The following is a 14,909-nucleotide window of genomic DNA, read 5'->3' on the forward strand; positions in this document are numbered from 1 at the left end:
GGACGTGGATGTTCGTGCTCGCCCCTCATTGCCAGTTCGCCGCGATCACCGGCGCCAAGGCAGTGGCGTAAGCAGGTGGCAAGGTAGTTTGACCACTTGCCGGAGGCGTGAACGCCGCCATGGCATTGACCAGGTTTTCTACCTTGGTATCCAGAAGGACTTTGGAACTGACCTGAATTTTCTCAACGTGATGCTGAGTGCCCAGGTACCAGTCATCCACAATTACCTTGTCGTCAGTCCCGATCACGCTGATCTCCAGGTCATCGCCTACATGACGGAACCAAAGCTTGTCGGCAGTACGTCCACCAGAAGCCAATAGAATCGTGTCTACGTTGCCTACTGTGGCATCGTTTTCGATAATGTGGTCTAACCCGAAGGAGTCGCTCACCATCAGGTACCGATCATCACCCGTACCACCAATCAACGTGTCGTTACCCGCGAATCCATTAAGGATGTCGTTGCCGCCTGCGCCGCTCAAGGTATTGGCGGCACCATTGCCGAGCACGGAATTGGCAGCATCGTTCCCCATGGCATCAATAGCGCCATCTCCCACCAGCAGTACTCGCTCGACATTCTCCGGCAACGTAAAGGAGACATAGGAACGGACCAAGTCGTTGCCCTCATTGGGCATTTCGACAACCTTGTCTTCGACGCTGGAAACCTCGTAGGTATCGTCCCCCTGCCCACCAATCAAGGTATTGCGACCGGAGCCACCCACCAGGGTGTCGTTGCCTGCATTACCGAACAAGGTATCGTCGCCGGCGCCTCCTGATAGTGAGTCGGCCTCCGGCCCGCCCACAAGTGTGTCGTCGCCGTCATTAGCGCTCGGTGGGGGAGGCCCGCTCTGCCAGTTCGCATCGAGTACCGGCTTCAACACGGCCATAAGGCTGCTGGGCATGAGCTTCTGCCCTTCAGTCGGTGGCGTCAGCTTGGCCATGGCCTGAACCAGCGCCTCGACCTGACTCGCCAACAAGATTGCCCCCGAAGCGGTCTGGAATTTTTCCACGCGATACTGCGACCCAAGGTACCAGTCACCCACCCGCAGATAGTCATCGGTACCAATGATCGCGACTTTCAGGTCGTTCTGCTCACGGCTGAACCAGAGCTGGCTGGTAAGGATGGCGGCACCGAACCGCACGATGTCGGTATTACCAGGCGTTGCATCATTTTCAACAATATGATCGCTGTCATCATCCCGACCAAACAGGTAGGTATCGTTGCCGAGTCCACCTATCAAGGTGTCATGAAAAGCGCCACCGGACAGAATATCGTCCCCATCGCGCCCCTCCAGCCAATCACTGCCCTCGCCGCCGTACATAGTATTGGCCTGGTTATTCCCCCTGAGTTTGTCGGCGAACTGGCTGCCCACCAGGCTTTCGACATTAAGCAAAGTGTCGTTGCCCGAACCTCCTGTGGCCTGGATAGCGGTCAAGGCAAGATCGAGTACGACGCCGCCCGTAGAATTGGCGTAAGACACCGTATCCGTGCCGGCGGCACCGTCGATAAAATTATCCCCGACCGTAGCGTCAATCCGGTTATCCAGGGCATTGGCAGTAAGGCTGCTCCTGCCTGTTGTAAGGATCTGCACGTTCTCAATATTTTGCCCCAAGGTGTATTGATCGACAGATAAGAGCACGGTATCCACACCGCCATCGGTCAGTTCGATCACCACATCATTGCTGCTATCCACAACATAGGTGTCATCACCCAGCCCACCACGCAAAGTATCGGCCCCGAGCCCGCCATCGAGCCGGTTGTTCCCCGCATTGCCGGTCAGTACGTCGTCAAAACGAGTGCCGACCAAGTTTTCAATGGAGATCAAGGTATCGCTACCAGAACCAGCGGTCTGCTGGTCGCTGGCAAGGTCCAGGCTAACCACCACCGCCGAGGTCATGTTTTCATAACTGACAGTGTCGCTGCCTCCCGCGCCATCCATCACGTTGCTGTCCTGGCTCGCGTAAATGACATTGGCTAAGTCATTACCAGTCAACCAGGTCTTGCCCAATTGCAAGATACGAGCGTTTTCGACGTTGTCAGCCAGGATGTAATTGATGAGCCAGGAGTTGACTGTATCCGTGCCGGCATTCCGGTTTTCTATGACAATGTCACCAGCATTTTCGACCACGTAGGTATCGTCGCCGTTGCCACCAGCCATCCAGTCAGCGCCACTGGCACCGTCAATAGTATTTCCCTTTGCATTTCCCGTAATCGTATCGTTGTAGCCACTCCCAATCGCATTATCGATGTAAAGCAGCTCGTCCTTGCCAGACCCACCTGTCACCTCTGGTGCGTAGTGGTCAAAGGTCAGATTGAGGGTGATCGCCGACTTTGCATATTGATAACTCACAGTATCGTTGTTAGGCACGTCACTCGCGGTAGTACTACCAATTAGTTGGTCGTCCCCATCCCCGGCATAAAGGACATTCGCCAACGCATTGCCCCAGAGGGTCATACCCGTTGTCCCTAGGATGCGCCCATTCTCTACATTCTCTGGCAGGGTGTAATACGGCAAAGGGACCAACGCCTGGGAAGATACGACGACTGTATCGGTGCCGGCATTCGGCGCCTCGATGATCTTGTCATCGCGATGATCAACGTAGTAGACGTCATCACCCGATGTGCCCCGCATGGTATCGGCGACAGGACTTCCTTGAGGGGGCCCTTGTACCACGACACTTCGGGGAACACTGGCAGCCGCAAGCACCGAGCGCAAAGTTGCGTCATCAGGACCTTCAAACCCGACCTGTGGATTGAATTCCGGGTGCGCCGCCCGATACGCAGCCATGGTTTGTACCAGGCCATCAATCTCGTATAGCGCCACGCCATCGCCCGTCAAAATCCGTTCAAGCCGATTAGCTGCATTGGCGTACCAGTCTCTCAGAGTGACCCGATCCTCTGTACCCACGACCTCGACAAGCAGATTATCGCCCGAGCGACTGAACCAGAGTTGGCGAGCGTTGACATCATTACCGAACAATAACGTCCCGGTCTGCAGCGTCACGCCGGTAAGTCCGTTGATAATTAGGTCTTGACCATCGCCGCGATTGAACACATAAGTATCGCTGCCGCCACCGCCATACAGCAGGTCGTTTCCGCGACCACCGTTGAGCGTGTCATCACCCATTCCGGCATTTAACAGATCGTCGCCTGCTAGGCCATACAGAGCATTACTACCGGCATCGCCGTGCAGTTCGTTAGCCAGTCCGTTACCGGTCAATTGCAGGCCGATCCCCATAGAGACCAGAGCTTCGACGTTCGCCGCCAGTTGTAGCACGCTCAAGCTGGTCTGAATCGTATCGTAGCCCCCATTGACAGTCTCAATGACGGCGTCCGGACCGTTGATCACATATACGTCATTGCCACCAAGGCCTATAAGACGACTGCCCCGACCATTGCCTAACAAGCGGTTACCACCTTCGCTACCGGTGAGCGTAAGGTTTTTGTCGCCAGTCAGTTGTCCATTTTCGATGCTGGCAAATTTGCCTAGGTCCAGATTCACTGAAGTCTGGATCGTATCGCTGCCCTCACCAGCATTTTCATGGATTTCATTGGCCAGGTTGGCATCGTCCCAAATATAGGTATCGTCGCCGATCCCACCAGCCAGATAGTCGTTCCCGGCGCCTCCGACAAGCATGTCATCGCCTTCTCCTCCATAGAGTGTGTCCGTGCCATCGCCGCCATACAATTCATCATTGCGGGTACCGCCATACAGCACATCGTTACCACTACCGCCATACAACCGATCATCGGAGTTATAGCCGCCGGAAATTAAGTCATTGCCGCCTCGCCCATACACGGTGCCACCGGAAAAAGGTGCTATGAGTTGATCAGAGCCCATGGTCCCGACCACCGGTTGGTTTTGGGACCCAAACCATCCGTCAAGCCTGACGGTCGCATCAAAGAAAGGATCAAAAAAAGTGCCATTAGCGCCCATCACATCCGCCAGCACCAAGTAGCTAGTAAGGACCGAACCGTCGGCCTGGGTCTTTTCAAAGGTGAGCAGAATGTCACTGGCCAGTTCGTTGTCAGCGGATACGGGTATCCAGGCGTCCAGAGAGTACTTACCGTCCTTGGCGCGCGTAGGGTCAAGACGTCCCAACTGCCAAGCATGACGATTGTTGGCGTCGTCGCGCAGCAGGCCTACGGTATCGGCGTTCGCACCTCGCTCTACGACTCGATCTCCTCGATCCATCTGCACAACCCCAAAACTAAGGTTGGCCCGATCAAACACATAGGTATCCGCACCCTCGCGGCCACGTGCGTAGACGTTGCCACTCAACTGAATAGTTTCCGAAGCCGCCGTGCCGAGGTTGATATTTGCCTCCGTCATTACTCCCTGGAGATTGCGCACGCTGTCAGCCAGCATATCCACATCTGCAGGCGCAGGGCGTGTACTTGGGTTTATAACGCCCGCTGCCGAGATCAACGTACCGATTGATACAGTGGTGTCATCGAATACAACAGAATCAACCTGCTGCTCGCCATTTTCGCCCACTTCGATAATGACATCTGCGGCCAGAGAGCTGACGCCTCCTCCCGAGATACGCAGTGCCCCATCATAAAGGACTTCAACCGTGACCTCTTCGCTCTTATAACCCTCCATTCTCAAGCGATCCTGACCCCTAGCTCCCGCACCCGCCGTGCCGATCAGGGCCATGACCGTCATGCCACCATCGCCCTTGCGATATAGGTAGGTGTCGTCGCCGTCGCCACCGTTCAGGTAGTCGCGTAACTGATAGGAGTTGTTCAGTGATGGCGCGCCATTTGGATCTGGCAAAAGCAATCCATCACTTTAATAAACCGAACGCGACCACCTCTCCGAACTTAGAGTGGTCGACGTATCGCGCTGGCGCTTCCCACTCGCCAGCCACGTGCGCTCCAGGTATGCCCCGCCTCCCCAAAGCGTATCGTCACCACCGTTGCCTAGCAAAACGTCTGACTGCGCAACCACATCCCTGTAGGAGGTGGAGTCCAATAATGCGTTTGAGGGCGCAATACCAAAGCTGGTTTGGCTAGCCGAAAGATCGTTGCCACCAGAGGTATAGTTGTACATCGACGATGGGCTGCCGGGCGGGGGCACTTTGATATTCCCCAGGCGAAAACTGAAGCGACCTTCTAGGTATTCGCTCGCCTCAGCCCCCATAACCATAGACGATTTGCGGCTATTGCTCAGGTTGAACCCGGCCAAGTAAAAACTCTGTCCCGAAGTAATATTGTAAAGACCTTGTTGACCAGGATCGACTCGTGTCATGCGACCATGGCTCAGTAGTAACGTATTGAGGTCCATGACAATGGCCTTGCCCTGGTCATCGAGGATTGAGGTGAACGAGATATTCTTGACGTTGTTGTGCTGAACCCCTTCGGCGAAGTAGCCCACGATATCCATCGTTATTTTTCCGTCTCGCGACTGCACGCGCAGTGTGTCGAAGGACCGTAGACTCTGATCACTCTGTGGTTTGAATCCGAACCGCAACGGATCGCCAGTCACCCCAAGATAACGCTGTAGCTCCGTTGTCCCCTCACGAGAAACAGTACTTTGGGAGCCAATCAAACTACCTTGCAATGGATTGCCGACGCGATAAAAGAGCAGGTTCTCTGCGGTATGACCTGACACGACCAACGTGTCTTCGCCTTCATTCTGATAGGAGCCACGTATAACCATTGCACCGTTGCTGGCCAGGTACTTATCGTTGCCCGCCCCGCCATCAAGCACAGCCCCTGAACCACCGGCCGCCAGATCGTCATTTCCTTCACGCCCCACCACATACCAATAGGCTGCATCGGTGGAAAGAATCGGCCCGCTATACAGATGATCATCACCCGCAGTGCCTGCATAAGCACTGAGCTTGTTCTTATCGCCAATCAACTTGGTGTCGTACACCGCCACCCAGCCGAAATCCACAGGCGCATAACCATCATTCTTCTCAAAATCCCGCAGTTTTTTACGCACGCCATTGGCGAACACCACCGTGGTGTCATCAGAGAAGTCCTTGAGGTTCAGTGAGTTATTTCCCCAGGAAATCTTCCCGCGAATTTCGTGGAACAGCTCGAACGTAACCGCCTCCAGGTTCAGGTCCATAAACTGGATGGTGTCGACCGCCGACAGTGCCCACACCGTGTCGTTACCAGATCCTGCGCCCACACGAATCGTGTCGGTGCCGGAGCGTGCGATGATCACATCGTCTCCTGCGCCGCCCTCATAGGCATTAACGCCATCGCCACCAATCAGCGTGTCGTTGCCAGCGCCGCCATACAGTTCGTCGTTAAACTCGCCCCCGTAGAGCAAGTCGTCCCCCTCCTCACCGTACAGCAAGTTATTACCCGCGCCGCCAGTCAGGCTGTCGTTGCCTACGCCCCCATAAAGCTTGTCGGCGCCCGCACCGCCTGCCAGCACATCGTCACCGGCATCGCCACGTAGCTCATCATCACCGACACCGCCTATCAGCGTATCGATGCCTACGCCGCCGTTCAGTCGGTCATCACCGTCGCCGCCATCCAGCACGTCGTCCCCGGCACCGCCATCCAGGGTGTCCTTGCCAGCGTTGCCTTGCAGGCTATCGTTACCACCACCACCGTAGAGAGTGTCATCCCCGGCGCCGCCGAGCAGTGTGTCGTTGCCCGATTGAGTGCCCGCCAGGTCATCGCCGTAGATAATGGCCCCGGCGCTACCTGCAGTGATCGCATCATTCCCCAGCCCACCGATCAGCGTATCGACGCCGGTCGAACTGCTGGCAAGCATCTGGATGTGGTCATCACCCGCGCCGCTGTCGATTCGATTACCACCGGCTAACACATAGAGGGTGTCAGCACCGTCACCGGTGTCGATGGTCAGGCCGTTGGCCTTGCGGGCGAACACGATATCGTCACCGCCCAGGGTGCTGAACGAGGTGGCACCAAGGCGCTCCTGCACGATGATGTCTGCGCCCTGGGTCAGGTTTTGGCCGTTGAGCAGCAATGACGGGCGCGGGACGCCCTGGAACTGGAAGTTGCCAGGTAGCAGGTCGATATTGCCGGCAGCCAGCCGGTCAACGCTGAAGGTGAACGGCAACGCCAGCACCACACGCACACCGTCACTGTTGATCAGGCTGATGCGGGCGGAGAAAGTATTGACGTCATTGCTTGAATAGGTCGCCGTCGTCCGCAACTGCAAGCTGCCGGCGTTGAGAAACTCCACCGTATCCAGGCTTTCCAGATCGGCGATTACCGACGTCTTGTAGCCGGCCGCGAACACAAACCGATCAGCGCCAGTACCGCCGTACAGCAAGCCACCACGGGTAGTGAGGATATCGTTACCCGCGCCGCCCCACAGCGAGCCCGAGCCGGTCAACGTGTCGTCGCCGTCGCCGCCTTCAAGCATGCCGCTGCCTGTAAGGGTGTCTTCACCGGCACCGCCGCGTATGACCGAACTGGGGCCAGCAATTCGCACACCACCAACGGCGTCATTGGTTAACAACACCACTTCGGCACCGATATCCGCAACGCCTTGCAGAATGTCATCGCCGTCATCACCGGACAGCGTGTCGCCGCCGGACACGTCGATCAGGGTGTCGTCACCCTTACCGCCCTCAAGAATGTCGCCACCGGCGCCCCCTTCCAGCCGGTCGTCGCCGTCGCCGCCGCTCAGCTTGTCCTGACCAGCACCGCCGTACAAAAAGTCCTTTCCGGTTCCGCCATCGAGTTCATCGTCGCCGCCATTACCGGTCAGGATGTCGTCACCACTGCCGCCGAGCATTCGATCAGCCGAATCGTCGCCAATCACCTCGTCATTTCCGCCGCCAGCGTCGAATAGCCGGCGACTGTCCGTGAGAGCTTTGAGCCATTTATCCGACAATCCGACGGGAGCGCTGACTACAGAACGCCCCACCAGCATCAGGTCATCACCTTCGGTACCCTGTGGCCCCCAGGTCACGCCCTGCACCTCAAACCAATAGGCCAGTTGCTCCAGGGTATAGGATTGACCGTCGACCAAATAAAGGTTTAACAGACTGCCGTCGGCCTGGCGCTCCTGGATCAACGTCGGGTTGAAACTTACTCGATCGCCGTTGTGATAAGACACCACGCCACCGCTGACCACGCCATTGAAATAGACGCCGTTTTCCGTCACGGTGAGGCCATCTCGTGAATAAGGTTTCTTATGACCTACGACCGGAATGGGGGATACATAGATAACGTTTTTGGTGGTTACCCCGTCGGATGCCGGGTTGATCTTTACCTCACCGCTGGCCGACATCCAATTCAGTTGCGTGTCGGTCAAGGCCTGCTTGACACCCTGCAACACAACATTACGTGTGCCACCCTGGCCCTGGTAGCTCAAGTGCAGGCCGTCTGCCTGCACAGCCTGGCTGACGTTGCTGGTGCTTAGGCGATCCTTCTCACGCAATACCAATGAGTCGCCGCTGGCAATATTAAAATCAACAATCGTCACGGTGCCAGGACCGTCGTCTTCAATCAGGAAAATGTCTGCTTCGGTGCCCCCGGTTAAGCGGTCGCCCATACCGCCCACCAGCAAATCCTTACCCGCACCGCCGTCTAGGACATCGCTGCCCTGTCCACCTTCCAATCGGTCCTTGCCATCGCCTCCAGTCAAGGTGTCGTTGCCACGCGCACCGATCAAGGTTTCGTCCCCATCCGCCCCCAGCAACGTGTCGTTGCCATCGGTGCCCACCACCCGATCTACTCCGGGCATGACCGTCAAAGTCTGTCCATTCACCAGACTTGTTGTGGCACCGGAGAGGTCAATGCGTACCGCACTGCTGACGGCGGCGGCGTTCAATTCAGAAGGGCCGGACACCGGATCGATCCGCCAGTTGCCGGCATACTCATCGGTCAAGACATAGTGCTTTACGCCGTCCTGAGCAGTACCCGCCACCTGCAGGCTGGCACTCACTCCACCCAACCCCGCAGCGCCGACGGCCTTGTCCTCTATCACCAACTGCCAGTTACCGTAGGTGTCCTCACCTCGGAACTGCACACTCATCAGGTCCACGTCCAGCAGCGTCGCCCCCGAGGGATTGGCAATGTGCCCGGCCAGGCCAGGCCGATCCAATAGCACGCTGCGGGTGCCGGACGGGGAAATCAGGGTCACCACCAGATCGCTCCAGCGCGTATGGCCCACACTCAGGTGCAATAGCGCTTGCTCGGCCCCCACGTGCTTGTCGACAAAGAACGACAGAGTTCTTTGTCCCATGTCCGGCAATGCATCCGCCTGCGCCGCCACCGAGTTCGTGTATTCGGCGGTGGAGGAACCTGGCGTCCAGGTTTCTGCCATGCGCACGGCAGCGGACGCATCGACCATGCCGAAGCCGAAGTCGTCACTGAAATGCATGCCGACACCGTTCCAGCCGAGGTCTCGGTTATTCGACCAAGTGGTGCCCGAGACGGTGCCAGTGCCCATATCCTTGCGGGCCGTCAAGGCCAGGATCGTCTGCACGTCTCGGTAGGTCAGCTTTGCATTGGCCTGCAACATCAGCGCGGCGATACCCGAGACAATGGGCGCTGCAAATGATGTTCCCTGCGTCTCTGCGCTGGTGCTGCCGATCTTGTTGCCATCTGCGGTCTCAACCTGGACACCGGATGTCATGATGTTGGAGGCTGGTGCAGACACCAGAATATTGGCACCGCGATTGCTGAATGGCCGGGATGGCTGGGTACTGCCACCCACATTGCCAATCAAGTTCACCCCGCCAACGGTAATGCTGTATTCGTTGCTGGTCAGCGTGCTGAGCCCGGCGTCATAGCCCTTGGCACGGTCATTCCCGGCGCTGTACACCATGACAGTGCCAAGACCCTGACGGCCCTGTGTGGCCGCGATTCGCTGGGCGGTAAACTCCGCCTGGGTTTGCATCAATAGCGCGGGGTCACCTGCGGTCAGGCCGGCGTACCAACCAAACTGATCAGGGTTGCTTTGCCCCCAACTGTTGTTGACGACGTCGTAGTACTGCATCGACATCAGGTCTTCGCGAAAACGCGCCACCGTCGCCGTCGGGTTGGAGAACGGAATAAACCCTTTGGCATCCAGCGTCGCATCGTAGGCAACGCCCACGCCGCCAATGCCATTACGAGCCGCGCCGATCACACCGGCAACCATGGTCGCGTGCGTCGCATGTACCCGGGTGTCGTTGAAGCTGCCACTCTTGTTAGCAACCAGGTCGGGATGATTGAGATCGGCCACCTGGCGATCCGACGCAAACTCACCACTGGGTTCAAGCACCAGCACCTTGACGCCCTTGCCTGTGTATCCGCGCTCCCAAGCGGCTCCGACACCCACAGCGCCCAGGTACCATTGCTTGACGTAATCCGGATCGCTGGGAGCACCCGCGGGCACCAAGAGCACTCGGGCTTTCATCTCGCCTTGCAGGGTACTGTCGCCCGTGTTCGCGATGATCGGTGCTGCGTTGCCCTGTGCATCGTTGACGCGGTAGCTGAACTCAATCGGTCCGTTGTAACCAGCCGTCGGGGTGAACGTCACGCTCAAACGATCCGAGCTGAGTCGGACCGTTCCTCCGATAGCGTCGCCAACCCAATTGATATTCAACTGAGCTGCATCCAGGTGCTGGAAGTCCAGATCATTGGCCAACAGGTTCGCCACGGCGATAGTCACCGGGCCGCCGGCCGCTACGGAAATTCGGTCGTCAACGGGCAGCGGAGCATCCAGCCCGAGCCCCAGGGCGGTCATTGCTGTTCCCGATTTGAACGCAAAGCTTTCGACGTTGTTCAACAGCATCGTGCCGTCACGGTCAGCGACCAGGTCGGTGATCTGATAGGCTCCGCTGGCGGTGCGAACAAAACGGTATTGCGACAAACTGCCCGACAATTGGATCAGGTCGATGCCGGCCCCACCGTCGATGACATCGTTACCGCCTGAGCCAATGATGATGTCGTCACCGGCGCCTCCATCAATAAGGTCATCCCCAGCGCCACCGTCAAGCACATCGCCGCCGGCCTCACCAACAGTTGGTCATTGCCACGGCCTCCACGGATCAGGTCATCGCCGGAACCACCATAGACAACGTCATTGCCATCCTGGCCCGACAGCGCATCGTCAGCGCCGCCGCCGCGGATGTAGTCATCACCGGCAGCACCTTCGATAAAGTAGTTATCCGCACCGCCACCAATCAGCACATCCGCGCCGTAGCCGCCGTAGACCACCTCGATATTGGCCTGGGACACGCCTCTGTCGTCCGCGATCAACACTGTATCGATGCCGGCACCACCATCGATGTCCACTTGGCGATCCCAATGGTCAATGACCAACAGATCGCTGCCTGCACCACCTTGAAACTTGTCGGCTCCTTGGCCGCCGATCAGCCAATCATTCCCTGAGGTGCCGATCAGCGTGTCGTCGCCCACGTGGCCGATCGCCTGGGTCGCACCGCTACCATTGAGGTCCAGGCGCACGCCCAGCGCACTCTTGGCCACCAATGCGGTTTGCTCGCCGAGTACGGATTTGTCGACACCCGATGCATATGAGGTAGTCAACGGTTTGCCCGAAGGTGCTTGCGACGCGAGGTCAACATCCCAAAGGGTACGGGTCGTCCCATTGGTGTAGGTGGCGACTACGCCTTTGACGTTTGTTTGTCCGGCCACCGAGCCTGAGATTGGCGCCAGGTTGATGGACTGGATTCCGAGATCTGCCAGACTGGACAGCTCACCAGCGCTGGCGTAAGCGTCCTGATTGCGATCGGCCCACAGTCGCAGCGCGGACCATTTTTTGTCCGTAGCATCCAGCTTGCCGTCACCGTTGGAGTCAAGCGTTGCCAGGGCTGGACGAGCTCCGGCGCTTTGTGCGGTCAGGGTAAAAAGTTCTGAACCATTGCCGATACGGCCATCGCCATTGCGGTCCAGGACCAGAATCGGATCTGTGGAAGCGGTCCAAGGTAAGCGCTCTGCGACATCGTCCGCATCAAGGTCGAAGTCTATCTGCCCCACGCCGATGCGCACGCCATCACCGCCGCCATCGAGCACAATCGGGTCGGTATCCGCCACCGTATCGGCAGCCTGCTTGGCGTCCAATAACGCCGCGACGTAGTCACTCTCGACAACCCACCAGCCATCGGCACTCACCCCACCGTTGGCATTGGAGGCATTTTCACCCACCAATATCGTTTGGGAGCTGTTTAATTCGAATTCTCGCCCATCCGCAAACTTGACTGTGCCCACCTGGCCTGCATCCGGGGTAAAACCAATCCAGTTACCTTGAGCATCAAAGTACAGCGTGGCGTTGTAGCTCTTCCCATTCTGAGTCACTACCCCATGATTACCGCTGGCCGGGGTCGGCATCTCCCAGCCCATTCCCTCTTCACCCATCGAGCCCGCGCTTTGGGTCTGGGCCCGCAGCGCGGCCATCTGTGCAGCCAGATCGTTGACACTGCCATTACCGGGACGGGTGCCACCGGTCACCACGTTGCTGGGCGAGACGAATTCGATACCGTCACGGTTCACATAGCGTTCAAGCATGGTCGCCGCGTAACCTGCGCCAGACTGCAGCAAACCCTGTCCGCCGCCTGTACCGCCAAGGTTCAGGTTGGACGGATTGAGCGTCGAGGGGTCAGTAGCCACATCCAGAATACTGCCGTTGTGGTTAGTCGAACCATTGAGTTGATTGGAGAGCCAGGTCTTGAGCTGTTCCTTGTTTTCTTTGTAGGCGTCATAGGCCGGTGCTTGCTCGATACTGTCGGCAAAGGTATTCAACTGCTGGATAGAGCTCATTCGGAAGCTCTGACAACAAGTAACAGCTACTACTGATATAGTAGCTGCGGCGCTGTTGGCGTACGGGGGCGAGTGCGCGAAGTGACCAGTGAGTAACGATTAGATGGCGATGCGGCAGGTATCCAGGTCGCGCACCTAACCGATCATGATAACGTCCAGGGGCTAACGCATGATGGAGCGCAGCGCCCCGGCGAGTTCAAGCCGATTCGACGACCTCAACGGCCTGCCCGAATAACTCACCGAAGCACGCTCCGAGTTCAGTTCCCAATACCAGCGCTACTGACCCAGCAGCAGCGGCGCGATGCCGACGCTCCAGGCGATGCGCATCGCAGCTTCGCTCACGCCTGACTCGGTTGCCAGTTGTCCGGCACCACAGCGATTACGTCGATTTCCATCAGCCATTGCGGCTGCCCTAGTCCGGAAATCACCAGCCCGGTGGAAATCGGGAACACCCCCTTGAGCCACTTGCCAACCTCCTGGTAGACCGGCTCGCGATAGCGCGGGTCGATGATGTAGGTTGTGGTCTTGACGATGTGCGACAGGTCCGACCCCGCCTCTTCTAGCAACTGTTTGACGTTTTTCATCGCCTGTTCGGTCTGCGCACGCGGATCTCCAAGCCCCACCAGATTGCCTTCGAAATCGGTGCCGATCTGGCCACGTACATAGATGGTGTTGCCCGCTCGAACCGCCTGGCACAGATCGTTGTCCAGCGACTGGTTCGGATAGGTTTCCTTGGTGTTGAACATGCGAATGCGGGTATGAGTAGGTTGTGCCATGTGAGGCTCCCTGGAAGCAGAAAGTTGGCCGCGCCACCCGCCTGGGTTCAGCGCGGAATCGAATTCAGGCCGTCACGACTGATGCCGGCGCCGTTGAAACAGCGTGCTCGGCCTGACGTTCGGCAGCGTCCCTGTATTCGAGGTATTTGCGCTGGGTGGCGATGTGGTCGGCAACGTATTTGGCGTCGTGCCACACGCCCCAGATGAACGACGACCCGCGACGCGACTGCCACGGTAAACCGAGGAAATAGATGCCGGACTCGTTGGACACCCCACGCTGATGCCGGGGTTTGCCTTTTTCATCGAAGGCATCGACGTTCATCCAGCTGTAGTCGGTGGCAAAACCGGTGGCCCAGATGATGGTGGCGATGCCGGCCTCAGCCAGCTTCAGTTCCAGAATCGGTTTGCTCACGCATTCCGGATCGGGGAATACGCGACGGGCTTCAGGCTCCAGCGGCAGGCTCAGCCCGTTGCGTTCGATGTAGGCATCGGCTGCATCGAGCACTGCCAGATAATTCTCGTCGCCACGCGCCAGGTTCTCTGCCAGGTCTGGCTGGAACGTCGCCACGCCGTCCTTGAAAGAACGGGTGACGCCGACCAGTTTCATGCCCCGCTGCGCCAGTTCACGGAAGTCCACCGTACGCCCGCCATGGGCGCCACTGACGGCAATCGTCACGTGCTCACGGCCAGGCTTCATCGCCGCCTGATCCCACTCGCCGAGCACCCCCAGCCACCAGCAGAAATCGCGATTGCGATACGCGCGCGGTGGCCGATCATGCTGGCCCACCGACAGGTAGACCTGCTTGCCTGAACGCTGCAATTCATCGGCGATCTGAGTGCCGGATGATCCTGCGCCCACCACCAGCACCGCGCCTTCGGCCAGTTGCTGCGGGTTGCGGTACTGCGCGGAATGGATCTGAGTCAGGCGTTCGTCGCTCGGTGCGATGGCTGGAATGACCGGTTTCTGAAATGGACCGGTTGCCACGACCACGCGATTGGCCTGGATCACACCTTCCGAGGTCTCGACCGTGAAACCGGGACGCCCCACGTTGCGATCAACCTTGCGCACTTCAACACCGGTGCGAATCGGCGCGTTGAACTTGCGGGCGTAAGCTTCGAAGTAATCGGCCACTTGCTCTTTCGGGGCGAAACCGTCGGGGCTCAAACCGGCAAACTCAAGGCCGGGAAAACGGTCGTGCCAGGCCGGGCCATTGGCAACCAGCGAATCCCAGCGCCCGGTGCGCCAGGCTTCGGCAATCCGGCTGCGCTCCAGGACCAGGTGCGCGATCCCCAGTCTGCTCAGGTGTTCGCTCATGGCCACGCCAGCCTGGCCAGCGCCGACCACAAGCGTATCGATTTCAGTTTTTCCAGCTGTCATACCTGTGTCCTTCACGAAGGCGGGTGTGGACGCATTCTGTGCAGGAT

5 protein-coding genes are annotated in these 14,909 nt (G+C 58.2%); all 5 read right to left on the bottom strand.

Features of this window, described 5'->3' with window-relative positions; genetic code table 11:
- Positions 1-25 precede the first annotated feature (25 nt).
- A complete protein-coding gene (locus tag V3W40_RS19595; protein ID WP_330215527.1) occupies positions 26-4,777 on the bottom strand; it encodes a calcium-binding protein in 4,752 nt (1,583 codons plus the stop codon).
- Positions 4,778-4,792: 15 nt separating this feature from the next.
- Complete coding sequence (locus V3W40_RS19600) at positions 4,793-10,930, bottom strand: S8 family serine peptidase (protein WP_330215528.1); 6,138 nt, start codon at positions 10,928-10,930, stop codon at positions 4,793-4,795.
- Entirely contained in the window at positions 10,819-12,708 is a 1,890-nt protein-coding gene (locus V3W40_RS19605; protein ID WP_330215529.1) for a calcium-binding protein, read from the bottom strand. Before V3W40_RS19605 ends, V3W40_RS19600 begins: the two co-directional genes overlap by 112 nt.
- A 338-nt stretch (positions 12,709-13,046) precedes the next feature.
- On the bottom strand, positions 13,047-13,484 hold the full coding sequence (locus tag V3W40_RS19610; RefSeq protein WP_099587661.1) for a RidA family protein: 438 nt from the start codon (positions 13,482-13,484) through the stop codon (positions 13,047-13,049).
- A gap of 64 nt (positions 13,485-13,548) precedes the next feature.
- Positions 13,549-14,862, bottom strand: a complete 1,314-nt coding sequence (locus V3W40_RS19615; RefSeq protein ID WP_330208327.1) for a flavin-containing monooxygenase — start codon at positions 14,860-14,862, stop codon at positions 13,549-13,551.
- Positions 14,863-14,909: the final 47 nt, after the last annotated feature.

The organism is Pseudomonas sp. AM8 (assembly GCF_036346475.1).
GTDB classification, from domain to species: Bacteria; Pseudomonadota; Gammaproteobacteria; order Pseudomonadales; family Pseudomonadaceae; genus Aquipseudomonas; species Aquipseudomonas marginalis.